The 21,325-nt window shown below is 34.8% G+C and carries 19 protein-coding genes and 1 tRNA gene; 3 read left to right on the top strand and 17 right to left on the bottom strand.

Annotation, left to right across the window (positions count from 1 at the left end):
• Window positions 1-39: 39 nt before the first annotated feature.
• The 7 genes from nifH to C7958_RS02085 form a co-directional block, all read right to left on the bottom strand.
• Complete coding sequence (gene nifH, locus C7958_RS02115) at window positions 40-867, bottom strand: nitrogenase iron protein (protein WP_111571174.1); 828 nt, start codon at window positions 865-867, stop codon at window positions 40-42.
• Between the two features lie 291 nt (window positions 868-1,158).
• Entirely contained in the window at window positions 1,159-2,274 is a 1,116-nt protein-coding gene (locus C7958_RS02110; RefSeq protein ID WP_166668439.1) for a homocitrate synthase/isopropylmalate synthase family protein, read from the bottom strand.
• Window positions 2,275-2,380: 106 nt separating this feature from the next.
• Entirely contained in the window at window positions 2,381-3,598 is a 1,218-nt protein-coding gene (locus tag C7958_RS02105; RefSeq protein ID WP_111571020.1) for an ABC transporter substrate-binding protein, read from the bottom strand.
• A 155-nt stretch (window positions 3,599-3,753) separates the two neighbouring features.
• Window positions 3,754-4,704 carry a branched-chain amino acid ABC transporter permease gene (locus C7958_RS02100; RefSeq protein WP_111571019.1) on the bottom strand — a complete coding sequence of 317 codons (951 nt, stop codon included), beginning with the start codon at window positions 4,702-4,704 and terminating at the stop codon, window positions 3,754-3,756.
• A gap of 4 nt (window positions 4,705-4,708) precedes the next feature.
• Entirely contained in the window at window positions 4,709-5,569 is an 861-nt protein-coding gene (locus C7958_RS02095; protein ID WP_111571018.1) for a branched-chain amino acid ABC transporter permease, read from the bottom strand.
• Between the two features lie 4 nt (window positions 5,570-5,573).
• Entirely contained in the window at window positions 5,574-6,281 is a 708-nt protein-coding gene (locus C7958_RS02090; protein ID WP_111571017.1) for an ABC transporter ATP-binding protein, read from the bottom strand.
• Between the two features lie 3 nt (window positions 6,282-6,284).
• Complete coding sequence (locus C7958_RS02085; RefSeq protein WP_111571016.1) at window positions 6,285-7,043, bottom strand: ABC transporter ATP-binding protein; 759 nt, start codon at window positions 7,041-7,043, stop codon at window positions 6,285-6,287.
• A 260-nt stretch (window positions 7,044-7,303) separates the two neighbouring features.
• Between C7958_RS02085 and C7958_RS02080 the strand changes: the two genes are divergently transcribed.
• The gene (locus tag C7958_RS02080) at window positions 7,304-7,768 is read left to right on the top strand and encodes a PTS sugar transporter subunit IIA (RefSeq protein WP_111571015.1); all 465 of its coding nucleotides are present in this window, start codon (window positions 7,304-7,306) and stop codon (window positions 7,766-7,768) included.
• A 40-nt stretch (window positions 7,769-7,808) separates the two neighbouring features.
• On the opposite strand, the gene C7958_RS02075 is transcribed toward C7958_RS02080, so the two are convergent.
• The 4 genes from C7958_RS02075 to C7958_RS02060 all read right to left on the bottom strand — a co-directional run bounded on the left by C7958_RS02075 (window position 7,809) and on the right by C7958_RS02060 (window position 13,130).
• Window positions 7,809-8,654, bottom strand: a complete 846-nt coding sequence (locus C7958_RS02075) for a carbohydrate ABC transporter permease (RefSeq protein ID WP_111571014.1) — start codon at window positions 8,652-8,654, stop codon at window positions 7,809-7,811.
• Window positions 8,655-8,671: 17 nt separating this feature from the next.
• Window positions 8,672-9,559 carry a carbohydrate ABC transporter permease gene (locus tag C7958_RS02070; RefSeq protein ID WP_111571013.1) on the bottom strand — a complete coding sequence of 296 codons (888 nt, stop codon included), beginning with the start codon at window positions 9,557-9,559 and terminating at the stop codon, window positions 8,672-8,674.
• Window positions 9,560-9,636: 77 nt separating this feature from the next.
• The gene (locus tag C7958_RS02065) at window positions 9,637-10,968 is read right to left on the bottom strand and encodes an ABC transporter substrate-binding protein (RefSeq protein ID WP_111571012.1); all 1,332 of its coding nucleotides are present in this window, start codon (window positions 10,966-10,968) and stop codon (window positions 9,637-9,639) included.
• Window positions 10,969-11,186: 218 nt separating this feature from the next.
• Window positions 11,187-13,130, bottom strand: a complete 1,944-nt coding sequence (locus C7958_RS02060) for an NAD(P)/FAD-dependent oxidoreductase (protein ID WP_111571011.1) — start codon at window positions 13,128-13,130, stop codon at window positions 11,187-11,189.
• 168 nt (window positions 13,131-13,298) lie between these two features.
• Between C7958_RS02060 and C7958_RS02055 the strand changes: the two genes are divergently transcribed.
• Both C7958_RS02055 and C7958_RS02050 read left to right on the top strand, forming a co-directional pair.
• Window positions 13,299-14,807, top strand: a complete 1,509-nt coding sequence (locus tag C7958_RS02055) for a PucR family transcriptional regulator (RefSeq protein WP_111571010.1) — start codon at window positions 13,299-13,301, stop codon at window positions 14,805-14,807.
• A 116-nt stretch (window positions 14,808-14,923) separates the two neighbouring features.
• Window positions 14,924-15,256: a P-II family nitrogen regulator gene (locus C7958_RS02050; RefSeq protein WP_111571009.1), complete on the top strand. Its 333-nt coding sequence runs from the start codon at window positions 14,924-14,926 to the stop codon at window positions 15,254-15,256.
• 82 nt (window positions 15,257-15,338) lie between these two features.
• Here the strand turns inward: C7958_RS02050 and C7958_RS02045 are convergent, their stop codons facing one another.
• From C7958_RS02045 to C7958_RS02020, 6 genes are all read right to left on the bottom strand, one after another.
• Window positions 15,339-16,532, bottom strand: a complete 1,194-nt coding sequence (locus C7958_RS02045; RefSeq protein ID WP_111571008.1) for an acetate/propionate family kinase — start codon at window positions 16,530-16,532, stop codon at window positions 15,339-15,341.
• 36 nt (window positions 16,533-16,568) lie between these two features.
• Window positions 16,569-17,138, bottom strand: a complete 570-nt coding sequence (locus C7958_RS02040; RefSeq protein ID WP_166668438.1) for a DUF3841 domain-containing protein — start codon at window positions 17,136-17,138, stop codon at window positions 16,569-16,571.
• On the bottom strand, window positions 17,122-17,712 hold the full coding sequence (locus C7958_RS02035) for a DUF3841 domain-containing protein (RefSeq protein ID WP_111571006.1): 591 nt from the start codon (window positions 17,710-17,712) through the stop codon (window positions 17,122-17,124). The genes C7958_RS02040 and C7958_RS02035 overlap by 17 nt, the downstream gene beginning before the upstream one ends.
• Window positions 17,713-17,745: 33 nt before the next feature.
• Entirely contained in the window at window positions 17,746-19,668 is a 1,923-nt protein-coding gene (gene selB, locus C7958_RS02030; RefSeq protein WP_111571005.1) for a selenocysteine-specific translation elongation factor, read from the bottom strand.
• On the bottom strand, window positions 19,668-21,083 hold the full coding sequence (gene selA / locus C7958_RS02025) for an L-seryl-tRNA(Sec) selenium transferase (RefSeq protein ID WP_111571004.1): 1,416 nt from the start codon (window positions 21,081-21,083) through the stop codon (window positions 19,668-19,670). Before selA ends, selB begins: the two co-directional genes overlap by 1 nt.
• A 101-nt stretch (window positions 21,084-21,184) precedes the next feature.
• A tRNA-Sec gene (locus C7958_RS02020) sits at window positions 21,185-21,283 on the bottom strand.
• Window positions 21,284-21,325: the final 42 nt, after the last annotated feature.

Below are 21,325 nucleotides of genomic sequence, written 5' to 3'. Positions count from 1 at the left end.
TTAAATTCAAATAAAAATTGACCCAAGCAGCTTCTAGAACTACACTTCTAGAATACCAAAGTCCATCATTAACTGCTCTAACTCATCCTGTTCCATTGGATCTGGAATTACAAAGGTCTCATTTTCATCAATTGCCTGAGCTAGATCTCTATATTCCTGAGCCTGATCTGATTCTGGGTCATAGGCAATAACAACTTTTCTGTTGATCTCAGCTCTCTGAACTATATTATCTCTGGGTACAAAGTGAATTAACTGGCTGCCGAGTTTTTTGGCAAATGATTCTAATAGTTCTAATTCACCATCAACCTGACGACTGTTGCAGATAATTCCTCCCAGTCTTACACCTCCGGATTCTGCATATCTTTTAATACCTTTACAGATATTGTTTGCCGCATAAAGGGCCATCAGCTCTCCACTTGCTACAATATATATTTCCTGTGCCTTGCCCTCTCTGATCGGCATCGCAAATCCACCACAAACAACATCACCCAAAACATCATAAAATACATAGTCAAGTTCATCTGTATAGGCCCCTAAACTCTCCAGCATATTAATAGAAGTTATAATTCCCCGACCTGCACATCCCACACCAGGTTCTGGTCCACCAGATTCTACACAGCGAATATTTTCGAAGTCCTTACCTCTCTTTAAAATATCATCCAGTTCAATATCCTGTCCTTCTTCTCTTAAAGTATCAAGAACTGTCTGCTGATCCATTCCTCCCAGTAACATTCTGGTAGAATCAGCTTTTGGATCACATCCAACCACCATTATTTCCTTGCCCATCTCTGCCAGTGACGAAGTCAAATTCTGAGTTGTAGTTGATTTCCCAATACCACCTTTTCCATAAATCGCTACCTGTCTCAAATCTTCTTTCATTTTTTCTCCTCCTAGAGTTTGATATTATATTATAGATATTCGAAATTTGATTCCGAATATTTATAACCTTATTTAATTATAAATTTAAATCACTGTAGAGAATGAGTATAGATTTAATTTTTACTCATTTATGTTAGGTTTTAAATTTATTAACTAAAGTATAACACTAAATTTGCTATTTTCAAGTGTATAATTGTATATATGGTAAATATATAACATGAATATGTCATTTATATCTGGATACAAAAAAACCTGGATTAGCAAAAACTGCCATCCAGGTTAAATATCTTTTAATTCTGTTTCTGTTAAAGCTCTTTTTAACTTAATAGATTTTCTTTTGATCTTTTTTAATTTCAATTCAGCTTCTTTAAGGCTTAAATCGATACCGAATTCTTTATATTTTGCTATCACTGCCTTTTTCCCGGAGTGTTTCCCGATTATAATTTCTCTCCTTAACCCAACTTCTGCCGGAGAAAATGCCTCATATGTAGTTGGGTTTTTTAAGATACCATCCACGTGAATACCAGATTCGTGCTTAAAAATACCTTTTCCTATTATCGCTTTATTATCAGCCGGGAAATCATTTAGATGCTCTGCCATTAACTGACTTAACTCAAAAAGTTTTTCTGTTTTATATTCCCTATCTAAAACTTCAAGTTTTTTTAAGATCATCATGATTTCTTCCAGCGCCGTTCTGCTATAAAGGTTTTTGCTGAAACCATTAATACTGGCACAGATTCCGCTGGCACCAGCATTATAAGCTGCCAGTGATGCTGCAGCTGCTGTCTGAAAAATATTGCTGCAGTTTACTTCCAGTTTAATATCAGCTGTCCTGATAATATCTTCTATCCTCTTTTTAAACTTAAGGGGTTCAATTACAGTTTCTGCTTCCTGATAAGACAATCTATTAACACCCAGTTTTTTGCAGAAAGCTGTAACTTCTAATATCTGATTTAAATTAACTGCTGAAGCATTTTGAATTTCTACTATTATCTCTAACCCCTTAGTTTTTGCATAGTGAATACTTCTTTTCAAATCATTTAACAATTTATCTGCCGTTTTATTATATTTATTTGACCTGAAATTTAAATTTTTTAGTGAAATAGAGATAACTACAAGATCAACTCCTGCCTGCAGAGATTTTCTCAAATCAGAAATTAAGGGTCTGTTCCAGCTGCGGAATTTGAGATCAATTTCTTCTTTTATTTTGTCTTTTCCACTGGTCATTTCTATAAACTTAATTTTATCTGTCAAAACTGGAGAACCTATTTCAACTTCTTTTAATCCCATTTTACCCATCATTTTAATCATTTTTAAGCGCTGTAAATTACTATTACTTAAATCAAGCAGATCAAAATCTCTAAATGTGATATCTATTAGCTTAACTTTTTTCACAATAAACACGTCCTCAGTAAGAAAAAGACCCCAGGCTGTAAAAGCTGGGATCTTTTCTGAATTTACATATGGAATTTATGGATTCAATATTGAATGAATTATTAAATTACTGTACTTCTATACTTTCATTGACAATATTTCCATCTTCAATCTTCCAGATACCAATTGCTCCCATACTGTCTCCAACATCATTAAAGAGTACCGGTCCAGAAGCACCTTCATACCGTATTTTTTCTCCGGCTGCAATTAAGTCTTTAGCTTTATTCCACTCATTAATATTAACTACCATTCCATCTTCAGCTAATACTTCTCCAAGGGCATCTCTAATAGCCGGCCCTTCTGTACTACCAGCTTTCTCAATAGCTAATGCTAAAACAAAGGTAGCATCAAAACTGGTATCAATATATGGTTTGGGTGGAATCTCGCCAAACTCTTCTTCATACAGCTTGGTAAATAATTCAGGACCTTTCCCACCGGGCATAGAAGTTGGAGCTGTACCGCGCATTCCTTCCAGATACTGCTCGACACCTTCTGTGATTTCCGGGGCTTTTAAGCCGTCAGTAAAGATGAATTCTTCAAAGAAACCATTTTCTAAAGCCTGTCTGATAATTGTAATTCCACCATCATCAGTATAGGCAATTAATAATAGGGCATCAGGATTTCCTTCAGCAGCTTCCATCAGCTCACTTCTATAAGAAACCTTATTTGGTTCAAAAGCAATGGAGGCAGTTACTTCGCCTCCTCTTTCTTCAAATTGTTCAATTACAGCGTCATTTAAGCCCTGACCATAATCATTATTTACATAAATTATTGCCAGTGAATCATGATTTAAGTCTGCTGCCAGATTACCGGCAACTACTCCCTGTAAACTATCAGAAGGTACTGTTCTAAATACATAGCCATTATCATCTAATGTAGTCAGTACCGGGGAAGTAGACGATGGTGAGATCAATACTACCTCAGCTGGAACCGTCACACTTTCAGCAACAGGGATTGTAACACCACTGGATAAAGCTCCTACTATGGCATTAATACCATTTACAGAAACTAACTTCTGGGCTCCATCAACTCCAGCCTGGGGATTTGTCTGGGTATCAACATTAACTAACTCCAGCTCCTTACCACCAAGCAGACCGCCCTGTTCGTTAATAATTTTTTGAGCTAACAATGTTCCATTACGGGTAAACTGACCATAAGAAGCCAGCCCACCTGTAAGCGGCATTAAAGTACCAATTTTAACAGTGTCCTGAGCAAAGGCACCACTAACAGTCAAAGACAGAAACAACATCACCAGCATTGTAATCAAAATTTTCTTTTTAAACATTATTTTTTCCTCCTCTTATTCTCGCTACTTATTATATTTAAAAATACTCAACTAAGAGTAAAATTAAAACTATAAATCCTTCTCGGTTAATTCTAACTACTAATTTCATTTTACTTTTGAAATCATTCCCTGATTATCAAAAACCATAGTATTATTTATCTATCAGCTGTTGAAACACTGCTGTATTTCTTTTCTCCAAATAGACCCTCAGGTCGATTCAAGAGTATTATTTCTAAAAATACACCAATTAAAATCACCCTGATAGCAGCAGCCTGAGTTGTATAGGCAGCCGGCAGCATTCCTGTTAAAAATTCAGTTCCGGTCCAGATTCCCCAGGTCAAAAAAGCACCTACGATTGAACCAAAGTTATTGGCACTACCACCGATGATCAGCATTATCCAGACTAGAAATGTAGCCTGCATTGGCTTAAAAGCCTCTGGTGAAATAAAGGAAGTAAAATGGGCATAAAGTCCACCACCAACCCCCATCATAAAAGCTCCTAAAACAAAAGCTTCCATTCGATAACGAACTACATTCTTCCCCACAGCCTTAACTACCTCTTCGTCTTCTCTAATCGCTCTTAAAATTCTGCCCCAGGGAGAATTAATCCCTTTTTCACTGAGATAATAAAAAAGAGCGATAACCAAAACTACAATCATTAGAAAAAACAAATTATAGTTTGAACCAAAGCTTCCAGCTAAAGGTTTGGGAATAGCGGAAATACCTCTAACACCATTAGTCAACCAGGCTTCATTTTTAATTACCAGTCTGATTATCTCAGCAATACCAATTGTTGCAATTCCAAGATAATCTTCCCGCAGACGAATCGTTGGGATCCCTACCAGAAAAGCCAGCAGTGAGGATATTATACCTGCTGCCAGCAGGCCTATTATAAAAGGCATTCCAAATCCACCTAGATGATCAGGAGAAGGCCCCTTGGTCATAATTGCTGATGTATAAGCACCCACCGCCCAGAATCCTGCAATTCCTATATTGAAAAGTCCTGCAAAACCCCGCTGCATATTTAAAGCCAGGGTCATAACTGCATAAATACCGGCAAAGATTAAAAAGAAAACCAGATAAGAAAAAACACCTGCAAAAGTCATCTATTTACACCTTCTTTCCCATTAAACCAGAAGGTTTAATAATTAACATTAGAATCATAATCGTAAATGCAACTGCCGGTTTGTAAGCTGCAGAAATAATTAGAGTTGACATTTCCTGTGAGATACCAATTACCAGTCCACCAAACATTGCACCATAAGGACTGCCAATTCCTCCCAGAATAACCGCTGCAAATAGGGGTAAGAGTAAATTCCAGCCCATTACCGGTGTCAGGTGGGTATCAAAAGCAAGCAGGATACCTGCAGCTGCTGTGAGCACACCACTCATTGCCCAGGTCCAGATGATTACTCTTTCGGTATTAATCCCTGTTATCTGAGCCAGGTCAATGTTATCTGACATTGCCCGCATTGCCTTGCCTAATTTTGTTTTACTCAAAAATAGATGAACAGCAATTACCAGTGTCAAAGCCAGAACTAGAATTATGATCTGATTTTCTTTAATTCGTAATAATCCGTCACCTAAAACGATCGGCATCTGGATAGCTTTCTCATAAAATTTATTCTGCGGCCCCCAGAATAATAAAACTAAATTTCTGATTATCAAGGCGGCTCCAACAGAAGAAATCATTACAATTACCGAATCTCTTTTCTTTAAATGTCTGTATAAGATAAGGTTTAAAAGTATTGCTGCACCTGCAGTTAAAGCTGCTGCTAAAACAAAAGCCAGCCAGAAAGGCAGGCCCAGCTGTACTTTAAATAAAAAAGCAAAATAAGCACCGAGTGTCATTAAATCACCATGAGCAAAATGTCCAAACTTCAAAATTCCATAAATCAGTGATAATCCAATTGCACCCAGCGCTATAATTGATCCGAGTATTACTCCGTTCAAAAATAACTGTAAGGCCATAGACTTATCCTCCCAAAAAGAGCTGCGCTACTTCTTTATTCTCAAGTAAGCCTCTCCCACTATCTTCGTATTTTTTTTCTCCTGCTGCCAGAACATATCCTCTGTCTGACATAGCTAAAGCTTTTTTTGCATTTTGTTCTACCATTAAAATTGAAACTCCTGTTTTGTTTATTTCTTCTACTTTCTCTAAGATTAAATCAATAAACATTGGTGCCAGCCCGGCTGTTGGTTCATCTAACAGCAGCAGTTTGGGCTCCATTACCAGGGCCCTGCCAAAGGCCACCATCTGCCGTTGGCCACCACTTAAAGTACCTGCTTTTTTCTTTCTCTTCTCTACTAATGGTGGAAATAAATTATAAATTAAATCAAACCTGTCGCTAAGATTTTTCCTGGACACATAGGCCCCCAGTTCCAGATTTTCTGCCACAGTTAAAGTCGGGAAGATATTATCAGTTTGCGGGACAAAGGAAAGTCCTTTTTTTATCATCTGATCAGTTGCAGCTTTTGTTAAATCACTGCCCAGATAATTAATTTCTCCTCCCATAATATCAACAAGAGAAAAAATTGATTTTAAAAGAGTGGACTTTCCGGAACCGTTGGGCCCAACAATGGAAACTATTTCTCCCTGCTCAACATTAAGAGTAATCCCATGGATTATTTCTATTTCACCATAGCCGGAATATATATCATTAATTCTTAACAATCGAACCACCCCTTAAGCTGTTTTTTCTCCCAGATAAGCTTCTAAGACCCGGGGATTCCTCTTGATTTCAGCCGGAGTTCCTTCAACTAAATGCTTACCATCATTCATTACAATAACCCGGTCACAGATATTCATAATTAAATCCATGTTATGCTCGATTAAAAGTATAGTCTTTCCTCTTTCTTTTAATTTAAGAATATTTTCTGCTATTTTATTCAATAAGGTGGGGTTGACCCCGGCACCTGGCTCATCCAGCATAATTAATTCTGGATCTGCCATTAATGCTCTACCAAGTTCAAGCAGTTTTTTCTGCCCACCTGATAGGTTAACAGCCATCTCGTCAGCCAGATGAGTCAGCTCCAGAAACTCTAAAGTTTCATAAGCTTTTGCTTCAACTATCTCTTCTTCTTTACTTACTTTGGCCGAATTAAACCAGCTGTTCCAGAGATTTTCTCCACTCTGACCTGAAGGAACAAGCATTAAGTTTTCCATTACTGTCATCTTTTTTAAAGTTTTAGGAATCTGAAAAGTTCTGGCCAGACCAAGACGTGCAATCTGATGAGGAGCAAAGTTGTTTACTTTTTGCTCTGAAAAATAAACCTCTCCCTGATCGAGATCTAAAGAACCGGCAATTAAATTAAACATAGTTGTTTTTCCGGCTCCATTTGGACCAATCAGTCCAGTTATCGTATTTTCTTCTACCTCAAAAGAACATTCATCTACTGCCCTAAATCCACTAAATTCCTTGACTGCGCTTTTTACTTTTAACATAAAACATCTCTCCTTTCTACTCAGCTACTCAATTTGTGTTAGCTTTATGTTAATTTGTTTTAATACTAATCCTTTTTCTGGCAGGTGTCAAGTAGTCCAGTTACAATTAAGTTTTTAATCCCCTTATCCAGGAATACATCGCTTTTTAGTATCCATTTTATTCTTTTTAAATAAATTATTGGATTTGTTTAGCCAGTTTAGATTGACTTATCTATCAGCATTATTATATAATTTAAGCAATAGAAAGGTGGGAAAAGATAATGAAAATTAATAAATTGTTAGATAAAAACTTAATTAATCTTGATCTAAATACCAGTAATAAAGAAGATGCTTTAAAGGAAATGATCCATTTATTAAAAAAAGAAGATAAAATCCAGGCAGAAGATAAATTTCTGGCAAAAATAATTGTTCGAGAAAAAGAGAGCAGTACCGGTTTTGGAAGAGGAATTGCAGTCCCCCACGGTAAAAGCGAAACAGTTAACGAATTATCCCTGGCTATTGGCAGGTCAAAAGCAGGAATTGAATATCACAGTCTGGATGGAAAAAAAGTAAAACTGATATTTATGGTAGCTGATTATCCAGATTATTCTCCAGAATACTTAAAATTAGTTTCAACTCTGGTCAGCTGGCTGCGAGAGGATGATTTCAGGGAAAGTTTACTTGAAGCAGAAGGAAAAACAGAATTTATAGAACTTTTTAGAGAAAAAGAAAGATCTACTCAATAACAGCAGATCTTTCAACAGAACTTAAACATAAAAATAATATCTATTCTTTTATACCCTGAGTAGCAATTCCTTTTACGAAAAACTTTTGGGCCAATAAAAATACAATTAGAGTCGGAATTACCACCATGATAGTTCCTGCCATAATAATTCCCCAGTCCCGTTCTGAAGAACTGGCAAAAAGCATTTTTACTCCCTGCTGAGCTAGCTTTTTTTGATCATCATTAATAATAATCAACGGCCAGAGATAGGCATTCCACATCACTAAAAAGTTAACTACGGCCAATCCAGCAAGATTAGCTCCTGATAAGGGTAAGAGAATTTGAAATAAAAATCGAAAAGGTCCACAGCCATCTATTTGAGCAGATTCCATAATAGACTTAGGAATAGTCAAAAAATGCTGCCTCATCAAAAAAGTTGTAGTGGCACTTGCAAGAAACGGTAAAACCAGACCTGAAAAAGAATTTCCCAGTCCCAATCTACTTATAAACTCAAACAAGGGTACTACCCGCACCTGCATCGGCAGCATTAAAGTAAATAAGACTGCAAAAAACAAAAACTTTTTGTATTTGAACTCAAAATGCGAAAATGCATAACCACTCAAAACTCCCAGCCCTAATTTCCCTAACATCACCACAGAAGAAGCCAGAATACTGTTAACTAAAATTTTATCAAGACTGACTAAATTCCAGGCCTTAATATAATTATCAAAATATAATCTATCAGGTAAAAATGATGGTGGATAAGAAAATATCTGGGCTCTGGGCTGCATACTGACACTGATGCCAAAAATAATCGGCATTAAGACAATGAAAGAAATGATTATCAAGACCAGATGTAGTGCTATTTTTTTATAAGTACTATAGGGACCTCTATTTAAATCAAACATATTTAATCACCTTTCTCTTATTGATAATGTACATTATTTGAGCCATATTTAAAATGAAAAATAGTCACTATAATCACCAGAGTTAATAAGATTACGGATTGCGCTGCTGCAATTCCCGGCCTGAAATTAATAAACATTTCCCGATATAATTTATAAATCACAATATTTGTAGAATCAGCGGGTCCACCCTGAGTCATAATATCTACAATCCCAAAGCTTTCAAATACACTGAAAATAATATTCATGATAATTAAATAAAAAGTTGTGGGAGATAATAAGGGAATTGTAATATCTTTAAATATAGTTATAGCTCCTGCCCCATCAATCTCTGCAGACTCATAAACACTATCCGGTATTGCCTGCAGGCCTGCCAGAAAAAATATTATATTAAAGCCCATATTCTTCCAGACAGTTGCTATAATAATAGCCAGAAATGCAAAAAAACTATTCGTTAACCAGTTAACCTGAATATTAAAAGCAAGATCTAATAAATAATTAACCTGGCCTGCTACCGGATTCAGCAAAAAGACCCAGAGAGAACCGGCTACAGTTGGAGAAATAGCATAAGGAATGAAAAATATAACTCTGTAAAATTTTATTCCTTTTAGATTCTGGTTCAAAATAACCGCCAGCAGCAGAGAAAATACCAGCCCAATAGTAATGGTGAAGATAATAAATAATGTTGATCTCAACAAACTATTAAGATAAGCTGGGTCCTGAAATAAATTTATATAATTCTGGATTCCTACAAAAATTCTTTTACGTCCAAATGGCGCCTGTTTAAATAAGCTTAAAAACACTGAATTAATACTGGGCCAGTATAAAAACAATAACAAAACAATAAATGTGGGGGAAAGAAGTAGATATGGAACAAGTGAATGGGATCGATAATTTAATTTTTGCAAAAAATACACCTCCAATAATAATGTCCCTCCCTGAAATTCAGGAAGGGACAGCTGTCAATAATCAACTATATAAATTCTTATTCATTAAGTTGATTATATTCTTTAAGTGATTTATTTACTCTCTCTGCTGCCTCATCCATTGCCGCTTGCGGAGTCATATTTCCTTCCAATGTTTTTTCAACTGATTCTTCCACAATTTGTCTAACTTCAGGGAAAGTACCGATTAATGCTCCCTGGGTTGAAACTGCCTTTTTACTCAGTAGTAACTGTAAAAAGGCTGTTAGATAATTTGGGTTTTCAGCAAAAAACTTATTATTCATTTCTCTTTCAACTGCCGCTTTGGTTACCGGGAAGTAGCCTGTATTTTCAAACCAGTAAACCTGCTGTTCCTCTTCTGAAAGCCACTTTAAGAATTCCCAGGTAGCTTTCAATTCTTCTTCAGGATGGTCAGCAATTGTCCAGAGACTTGCACCACCAATAATCACTCCACCGCGATTAGCAGCTGCTGGTCTTGGTAAAAATCCGGTTCCCAATTCAAAACCTGCTGCCTCAGCATTTTCTGTAAACCCGGCCACTGAAGAAGTAGATTCTATTAACATTGCTGCTCTTCCGGAAGAAAATGCTTGATTTGCTCCATCCCAGCCTCGTCCTGGATTAAGCATAATTCCTTCATCAACCATTTCTTTCCACAGTTTAACAAAACGAACTGCTGCTTCTTCGTTTAGATTAGATGCTGTTGCTCTAGCACTACGCCCATTATCATTGTTAACCAGAGTTGCATCCTGGTTTGCAACCATCTGTTCTACAAACCAGCCCACTATTCCCAGGGTGAATCCATAGCGTTCAACTGTACCATCGTCATTTTTAATTGTTAATTTTCGTGCATACTCTTTTAGTTCTGCAAAAGTCTGAGGAGGTCTATTAGGATCTAAGCCCGCTTCTTCAAAAGCATCTCTATCATAATATAAAATTGGTGTAGATGAGTTAAAAGGCATAGAATTCAATTTGCCGTCAATTGTGTAGTAATTTGAAACCGGAACTAAAAATTTGTCCCAGTCAAAACTATTATCTCCCGCTACCTCTTTGCCCAGATCCTCTATCGGCATAATTATGCCGCTGTCCAGCATCATCTGAGTTCCAATTTCGTAAATCTGAATAATATGTGGTGCAGTTCCGGTCTGAACTGCTGACTGAGTTTTAGTCAAAGTATCATTATAAGAACCTGTATACTGAGCTTTAACTTCAACTTGATCCTGGCTACCATTAAACTCTTCGACTAACGTGTTAACTACTTCGAGATTATGTCCTCCCATTGCGTGCCAGAAATCAATTGTAACTTCTTCTGCCGCTGCCGAAAAACTCACAATAAAACAAAGACTTACCAGAACTAACAAAACAGTTTTTTTCATAAATATTTTTCACTCCCTTTTGATTTGATGAAAATAGAAATCTACTAAAATGATTTTCTCTAACAGTAATATTAGCATTACAAAGTTAATTCTAAATTTCCAGAAGGTTAAATTTAGGTAAATAAAAAAAGAGATCTACTGTATATGAACAGCAAATCTCTTACTTGTACTTGCAATTATTATTGTATCTTATTAAAAAATATGTCAGCACAACTCTATTAGACTATACTACTACCTGCATAAAATCCATCTCTAATTGCTCCTCCGACTTTTGCAACCTGATTATTATCTCCTATTACACGAGTCTTTAAATTAAACTTATCTTTAATTTTATCTGCCAGCTTATTATTTGATTTCATACCAAAAGCAGTTATAATAGTATCTGCCTTAATTTTATCAATACTTTCATCTGCCTTTTCAATTTTAACCTGGTTTTCAGAAAAAGCCATAACTCTGGTATCAGTTAAAATCTTAACATTATTTTCAGCAAGTTTTCTCATTAATGAAGCCTTGTTTATAAATAACATTTCCGGAGCAAGCTCTGACTGCATTTCAACAATCGTAACATTTTTATTTTCTTCTGCTGCAAGTTCCAGAGCATTATCACATCCAGAAAGACCTCCACCACAAATTACAATATCATTTCCTTTTATCTGCCCTTTATCCTGATGAGCAGTTAGAACATTAATTACATTTGAATTTTCAATTCCTTCTATTTCAACCTCAATTGGAACAGCTCCTGCAGCAACTATAATTTTATCAGCTTCAGATAATATAGGGCTATCACTAGTAATTTCATTATTTAAATTAAGCTTAATATCAAGTTGCTCAAGCTGTAATTCATACCAATCAATAAGCTCTTTTAGCTGTTTCTTGAATTCTGGAGTAGCTGCTGCCGCAAGTTGACCACCTATCTGATCTTCCTTTTCATAAATATTTACCTGATGACCACTTAAAGCAGCTGTGCGTGCAGCTTCCAATCCAGCAGGACCTGCACCAATAATAACTACATTTTGGGGAGCATCCGTTTTCTTAATTTCAAATCTTTTTTCCTCACAGGCCTGAGAGTTAACAGCACAGCTCAATTTAGTTAATCTTCCAGCAATTCGTCCAATACATTCCTGATTACATCTAATACAGGGTCTTACTTCTTCTCTTTTATTCTCAGCTAATTTATTGGCCAGCTCAGGCTCAGCAATTAAAGGTCTTCCAAACATTACAAAATCAGCATTTCCTGACTCCAGTAAATTAACAGCAGTCTCTGGAGTATGATTACCAGAGTTCAGTATCGGGATATCTACAGCTTCACGTGCAGGCTCACAAACATAATCCATGCAGGCATCACCGAGATAAGCAGGTGGAAAAATATAATCTATTGTTTCATAACAGCCTGCATCAATGTCAATTGCATCAATTCCTTCAGCTTCTAAAAGTTTTATTAGTTTCATACTTTCTTCCAGAGTTCGACCACCTTCAAAACGATGATCAAGAGAAATTCTAAATAAAATTGGCATTTCTTCACCAACTGCTTCTCTGATTGACCTTATAATTTCACGCGGAAAACGCGCTCGTTTTTCTGGACTTCCGCCATATTCATCAGTTCTTTTGTTCCAGACAGGAGACATAAATTGATCAATTAAGTACCCGGCATGACCATGAATTTCTATAGCATCAAAACCAGCATCTTTTACAATTTTAGCAGAATGAGCAAATTTATCCATCATTTCCTGAATATCATCATAACTCATAGGTCTACAGTCAACATCGGGATTAAAAGTTGATGGAATAGCAGAAGCAGACATTGGAGGCTCACCATGCATATTTGGAAAAGCATTTCTGCCTGTTCCACAGCTCAATTGAGCAGTTATTTTACAGTCATAACGATGCACAGCTTCACATAAAGTTGTTAGTTGAGGAATAACATGTGATTTTTCTAGTACTCCTTCCAGCGATCCCTGAGCCATCTCTTTCGAAATAAACTGACAGCCCATTATAATCATTCCTGTGCCACCTTTAGCTCTGGCTTCAAAATAATCAATTTCATCATCAGCAATTGTACCATCAATACGTGCAGAATTAGTACCCATTGGTGACATAACTATTCTATTTTTCACTTCCATATTTCCAATTTTAAAGGGTGAAAACAAAACATCATAATTCATTTTATTACCTCCTGCTTAATTTTGTGATATATATAATTTATATTTATTATATTTTATTGTGATAAACTTAACAATATCTAAAATAATGAATTATCTTCACTTAATTGTTCATTATGCACAACTATGATAAAATAATTACCAACTCATTTTAAACAGGAGGTAACATTTATGAAAATGCTTGATATAGTTGATCTGTTAGAGAATCACATAATAAATCATAGACTAAATACTAATCCAGAAATTATAGGAATTCAAAATATAAACAGCTGTAAAGAAAATCAATATTCTAATTTATTAAATTTCACAAAAGAAAATTTAACTTCAGGCAGCCTGGATAGTGATAATCTGCTGGTAGAAAAAAACAAAATAGACTTTGCAGAGTTAGAAAAATCAGAAGTGAAAAATTTAATCATTATAAAAAAAGGCTCACTAAATAACTGCCTAAATATTTTAGAAGCAAAAATAAATGAAACAAACTATCTTTCTTATATCAGAAAAAGATTTTTTGAAATAGTAGTTAAAAATGGTGACATTTCCTCACTCCTCAAAGAGGCATATGATTTTCTGGGAAATCCTATTCTAGTAGCAGATGCAAATTATAGAACTTTAGGTTATTATCCAGAGCAAAAAATAGGAGATCCAGTCTGGGATAATATGTACCAGGATGGCTTTGTTAATCAAAAACATATGATAATGTTTGATGTTGATCAAACACTTGAAAAACTTTTGAATTCTGATCAAGTAATTTATCTTGACTGGGGCTTTGCTGAGGAAATACCTCGTCTTTCGGCAAAAATATCTGATAAACACGAGTTATACGGAACCTTTGGAGTTCTAGAAGTTAACAAAAAAATTAAAAATAGAGATTATATGATAGTAAATGCTTTATCAGAAGCTCTACTGGCCTTAGTTAAACAAATTCAACAGCCAACAGATAAACTTTATGTTATAAAACAATCATTACTTGCAAATCTACTGGATAATGGAATCAATTCTCAACAGATCCTAAAAAAATCAGTTGATACTGCCCGGGTTAATATTAATGGACCTTATTATATTTTAAGTGTCCCAATTTCAAAAAATAATTTATCCACAAATAAGCTCAAGCAATTACATAAAAAGCTTTCAGCTTTAATAAATAATATACAAATTTTGACTCATAACAATAACCTGGTTATTTTCATTCATGGAAGGAATATAGAAGCTAAATTGAATCAGGCTACAAAGATATTAAAAGAAAAGAAGTTAAAAACAGGAGTGAGTAATAAATTCAATATGCTGAGTGAAAGTTATTTTTATTATCAACAAACTAAGTTTGTCTTTAATTTTTTTCAAGATAAAAACAGATTTATTTATAACTTTAATGAATTTGGTGAAAGGTTTTTTATTAATAAATTAATTAAAACAGAAAACAACAAAAAATTTATTCACCCCGGAGTAAGCAGGATCCTAAAATATGATAAAGAAAATGAAACCGAATTCGCTTTTACATTATATCAGTATTTGCTTTCTTTTAAAGACAATAATTATACTGCAAAAAAGCTGAATATCCACCGGAACACTTTAAGTTATAGATTGAAAAAAGCAGAAAAAATTATGCAGTATAACTTAGAGGATCACCAGCAGTGCAGATATTTAAAACTCTCTTTTGACTTTGTCTTTTCTTCTCCGGTATAAAATTAATATCCCTGTATACTATTATAATCAACCTTAAAACTATTCACATTTACTCCTTATTGGACTATAATGAAGATATAGAAATATTCAGAATATTAATCTAAGGAGGGGTTGAAATGAAAAAAGTTGAAGCTTTTATCCGATCTGATAAGCTAAATGAATTAGTCACAAAATTAAATTCTATGGGCCTAAAGGAATTAAATATTCTGGAAGCAAAAAACTTTAACAAAGATTTAATTAAGTTAGCAGATAGTGATCTAAAAATTGAATTTACCCCGATGATAAAGATAGAATTCGTTATTAATTATACCGAAGTTGATAAATACGTAGAAGCAATTAAAAACACAGTCCAGACAGGTGAGAGTGGGGACGGTAAGATTTATGTCAGTGATATAGAAAACTCTGTTAAAATAAGCACTGGCGAAGAAGGACTAAAAGCTATAGCTTAAAATTAGCATTTAAAAAACCCTGCTGTTTAAACAGCAGGGTCCTTATTTTATATAAGTGGTATTTATATATGTATATGTTGGCTTAAGATACTAATTCCATTGTATCTCTGGCAATTACTAATTCTTCATTGGTAGGAATTATCATTGCTTTAACATTAGAATCAGCCGTCGAAATAAATACTTCTTTACCGCGGCAGTCATTAGCTTCATGATCAACCTTAACACCTAAATATTCAAGTCCATCTAAAACTCCTGTCCGGGTCTCTTTAGAATTTTCTCCGATTCCAGCAGTAAATACAATTGCATCAACTCCACCCATTGCGGAGGTATAGGCACCAATATATTTTTTAACTCTATAGTTAAAATGTTCAATTATAATTTCTGCCTGGTGATTTCCTTCAGCTGCTGCAGCTTCAACATCACGAAAATCACTGCTGATACCGGAAACCCCTAAAAGTCCACTTTCTTTATTTAAAATATGATCCATTTCAGATGCAGAAATATCTTCTTTGTCCATAACAAAGGGAATTATCGCGGGATCAATATCTCCACAGCGAGTTCCCATTACCAGACCTTCTAAAGGAGTCAGTCCCATACTGGTATCAACTGATTTACCATTTTCAACCGCTGTTACACTAGCACCATTACCTAAGTGACAGGTAATAATTTTAAGTTCGGATAATGGCTGGTCCATCATCTGAGCAGCTCTTTTTGCAACATAACCATGAGAGGTGCCGTGGAAACCATATCTTCTTATACTATATTTTTTATAATATTCATATGGCAGAGCATAAATATAGGCTTTCTCAGGCATACTCTGATGAAAAGCAGTATCAAAGACACCAACCTGTGGTTTGTCAGGCATTAATTCTTTACAAACCTTAATCCCCATAATATTGGGAGGATTGTGAAGAGGAGCTAAATCTGCAACTTCCTCCAGCTTTTTAATTGCTGCAGCATCGATAACTGTGGACTCGGAAAAGGCCTCACCACCATGGACAATTCGATGACCGATAGCTTCTACTTCATCCATATTCTTTAGTACTCCGTGATCTTCTGATAATAGTGTTTCTAATAATAATTCAATTCCCACCTTGTGTGTAGGAATATCTTTCTCAATCACAATTTCTTCTCCACTTCCATTTTCATATTCTAAAAATGAATTTTCGATTCCGATTCGCTGAATCAAACCTTTAGCCAGCACACTTTCTGTTTCCATATTAAATAACTGATACTTTAAAGATGAACTACCACTATTAATAACAAGTATTTTCATTTTTTCCCCCTATAAGTTTAATTTGACGTTATCATTTTATTTCATTTCAATAATTTCTTCTAACCAACTATAACGGAGCTCCCAGACTGCTGCTCCTTTTATCTCAGAGTTGAATTCGTCATTCTCTGCTTCAAAAAGTTTTTGCCAGCTCTGTTTTATCTTATTTTTCAAAACCGGATAATGAGGAGAAAGCATAACCTCTGAATCATCAGCTATTCCCCGTTTTTTTAAGATCTCCTGGTGTTTATTTGCATCTTTTTGATTATCAGCAAGATAGCTGAGCTTTAAAATCTGATTCCATTTCTTTTTATCAAAGAATATTATTTTATCTTCAGGAACTTTTAATTTAATTAAAAAACCACCGCCACCACTCAAGGCAGTCTCTGGATCAGCTGCAGCCCAGAATGGATATTCAGCAGCTTCAGGTTTTTCAACTATTTTTTCAGCTTCTTTAACAAAAAAATTATATGCTTTTAAAAATATTTTAGCTTCCGAACCATACTTCTGTTTAATATATCTTTTCTTTACCTTCAGTCTCTTCTTTTTAAGTAACAGTTCTTTAACCTTTTGGCTCTGCTGAGTCCAGATTTCAATCTCTGTACTCATAATCAACCACCCATTCCTCATTAAGTTCCCAGCTTATTGCAACTTTTTTGTCTGAAAGCTTGATATCTGAATCAAAAAGTCTTTCCCAGCTTGAAGTCATTTCCTGTTTCAACCTCGGGTAAAAATTTTGCAGATAAATATCCGATTCAACATTGATATTATACTTTTTAAGTTTTTCTTTAAACCTTTTTCTATCTTCTTTATTTTTGGGAAGGTAAAGATAATTAACTATATAATCCCACTTCAGTATATCAAAAACCATAATTTTATTTCTGGGAATTTCTAGCTCAAAAAAGACCATTCCTTCCGCTGCTGGAAGTTTAAGCTCTTCTTCTGTGCTGAGCCAGATAGGATATCTTAATTCTTCTCTGATTTCCATCCTTTTAGCTGCCTGATTTCGCAGCCATTTATAAACATCAAGATAAATATCAGCACAATCATCAAGCTTTTTCCTTATATATCTCTCTTTTACTCTATAAAGACCTTTTTCTTTAAGTATTTTAAGAACATTTTTATGCTGTCTGGTCCAGACTCTAAGCTTTGGATCTCCATTTTCATTTTTGGTTGTTTCCATGCTATCACCCGACTTTGTTTTTGGAAAGCTTAATTAGAAAAGAACTCTTTTATCTCCATTCTTTTTAATTAATCTATCATTCTCAAATTTCTCCAGCAGTGCTAAAGCATATTTTCTGCTGCTCTCAATTAAATCTCTAAATTCACCCAGTTCTATTTCTGAATTTTCTTTTAGATAATCCTGCAATAGTTTTCTCGACCTATCTATAGCCTGACTGTGAATTAAGATCTGATTATTTAATCTGATTAGATGCTCATTAAAAATCAAATAATTAATAATTGAATTAAATTTTTCTTCTTTTTGCTGATCAATATTCAGTTCCTCCTTAAGGTCTTCTTGACCTGGCGGAGAATATAAATTGTTTTTGAACTCCTCAACAATTTTATTTTTTAGTTCTTTTTCTGCTTCAGTAAAATTAATCTCAAAATCAAAAAGCGCGACAGTATTTTCTTTTTCTTTAATTATATTTTTCGAAACTAAAATCTTAATGATTTGATTAAACTCCTGATTATCAAAATTAAATTTAATTTTTGACCTCAGCTCTTCTTTACTGATTCCAGGCTCCAGGTGATTATCTTGATGATAGGAAGTAACAAAATCAAGTATCTGCTCTTCAACTTCTGCAAATTTATCAATATGAATCCATAAACTGTTTTTAGCTTCTTTTAGACAGATTATTCTTCCGGCAGTTTTTAATTGCTTAAGAATATTTTTAAGCTCAGTTTCTTTAAGTGATGATTTTTTTAATAAATACTCCAGAGAGGCTGATTCATACTTTTTAGAGTTAATAAAGATTTCTATTTTTTCTTCCCAGTCTCCTGCTTCGATTTTTTGAAGTATTTTAGTTATCTGTTGTTCATTTCTTTTTCGCGGCGGTGGATCAACAATTATTATCTGACCACCACCAATTAAATCCATTGGTGAATGTCTTCTGATTACAAATTTTTCTCCCAAATAGGCTGCAATCTCTCCTTCCAGAGTAAACTGAACATAAGCTTCTTCTCCAGGAAAAAGTTCTTTCTTATCATAAATATAGACTCTACCAATGATTTCTTTGGCTCCAATATGAAATCTTATCTGATCGCCATTTTTAAGGACAAAATTTAAGTCTTTCAGCATTTTCATTTTTGCCTCAAAATATTTTGTCTTAAAAAGTGAATTGATTTTTGCCAGCACATCTCCCCGCTGCAGCTCATCTTTATCAATACCTGAAATATTAATCCCTACTCTCTGACCGGGATATACTTTTTGAACCTGATCATTGTGAACCTGCAGACTCCTAACTCTAATTTTTTTTGACTGAGAGTAAAGTTCAAGCTCATCTTCTACCTCAATAACTCCTCTAAAAAGAGTTCCAGTTACTATTGTTCCAAACCCTTTAAGCGTAAAGACTCTATCAATTGGGAAATACGTATTATTTTCATTTTTTTTAGTACTAATTTTTTCAATAATTTTATTTAGTTCTAATTTTAAAGAATCTATCCCCTCTTTTTCTACAGCAGAAATAGGAATAATCTCTGCATTTTCTAAAAAAGAACCTTTCAGTTTTTCCCGGGTATCTTCTATCACCAGCTCCTGCCATTCTTCCTCTACTTTGTCACTTTTAGATAAAGCAACAACTCCGTGTTTAACCCCAAGCAGATCAAGAATTGCCAGATGTTCTTTTGACTGGGGCATCATCCCTTCATCTGCAGCAACTACTAGAATAGCAAGATCAACTCCAGCGGCTCCGGCCAGCATGTTTTTTATAAATTTTTCGTGTCCGGGTACATCAATAATCCCTACCTGATGCTGATTTGAAAGTTCAAATGAGGTAAATCCAAGCTCGATCGAGATTCCGCGTTCTTTTTCCTGCTGTAATCTATCTGTATCGGCACCGGTAAGAGCCTTGATCAAAGTAGTTTTTCCGTGATCAATATGGCCGGCTGTACCAATAATAATATTTTTATCATTCATCAGACTTCCTCCCTCAGAACCTGATTAATCTCTGCAGCCAGTAATTTAATTTCAGCTGGTTGTACTGTCTTCAGATCAATTATTAATTTCTGGTTTTTAATTCTGCTGAAGATAGGCATCTCAGCCTGACGCAATTTATAAGCTAACTCTTCTGAAGAAATTAGCTCAGAATCAATTGTCAGAACATATGTTTTTATTTCTGTCAAAGGATAACTGCCTCCACCAATTCGAGCTGTATCTTTTTCAATTTTTAAAGTAAAATTATCATATTCATCTAAATAACTGAATAATTTTTCAGCCCGCTGCATAACTTTTTCAGCTGATTCTGTAAGCATTTTTAGAGTTGGAATTTTATCTACAGCATCATCAAAATTACGATATAATTTGAGTGTAGCCTCCAGAGCTGCCAGTGTAAATTTATCAACTCTCAAAGCCCTCAACAAAGGGTGATGTTCCAGTTTTTTAATATATTTCTTTTTACCAACAATTATCCCGGCCTGAGGACCACCAAGTAGTTTATCTCCACTGAATGTTACCAGATCGATACCTGCATCTATACTTTCTTTAACTGTAGGTTCATATGGCAATCCATAAGACTGCAAATCAAAAATAATACCACTGCCCAAATCTTCTATCACCGGAATGTCTCTCTGGTGTGCGTCATTAACCAGATCTTCTGCCTCCACAGTAGCTGTAAAACCCTGTATTCTATAATTGCTGGTATGAACTTTTAAAAAGGCACCAGTTTCTTCTGTAACTGCATTCAAATAGTCTTTTAAGTAAACTTTATTAGTTGAACCAACTTCGACTAATCTAGCTCCACTCTGCTCCATAACTTCTGGAACTCTAAAAGAGCCACCTATTTCTACAAGTTCCCCTCGAGAAATTACTACTTCTTTATCTTCTGCTATAGCAGCTAATACCAGAGTTACCGCTGCTGCATTATTATTAACTACCAGAGAAGCCTCAGCTCCTGTTAATTTCTTAATAATATCCTGGACTGAAGAATAGCGATCTCCTCTTTCTCCAGTATCTCTATTAATTTCTAAAGTTGAATAGTGAAGAGCCACATTATTAACAGCTTCTGCAGCACTATCTGCAAGCAGAGAACGGCCAAGATTGGTATGTATAACAACACCTGTGGCATTTATGGCAGGAGACATTTCTGGTCGATAAATATTTTTTAAGTAAATTTTTACTGAATCTAAAATTTTTTCTGCTTTTAATGATTCTTGATCAAAATTAGTCTCTGAAAAATCATCTGCTAAAATCTTAGTTCTTAAATTATCAGTTACATATCTTATCCCTTCTAATAAATCTGCCCTGGAATAATCATTTTTAATTTTTTCTGATTTATTTTCGGATAATATGTCATTTACAGCAGGTATTAACTTTAAAAGCTCTTCTTTACCCATAATTACCTCCCTAAATTAATGGCTTTTATTTTTCTAAAAAAAAATGCACCTACAAAGATTATATAATCTAAATAGATGCCTAAAAGTTAGTAATATTTATATGGCGGGAATGTATGGGAATCGAACCCACCACAGACAGGTCTACCTGCCTGCCACTGGATTTGAAGTCCAGGATGTTCACCTTGAACATAAACACTCCCCTGTTTATTATGATTAATATAATTGTATCATTTTGTTATTTA

The organism is Halanaerobium saccharolyticum, from assembly GCF_003259895.1.
In the GTDB taxonomy this organism is placed as follows: domain Bacteria; phylum Bacillota; class Halanaerobiia; order Halanaerobiales; family Halanaerobiaceae; genus Halanaerobium; species Halanaerobium saccharolyticum_A.
Note: the sequence above shows the minus strand (reverse complement) of the source record. Positions and strands in the feature narration are given on the sequence as shown.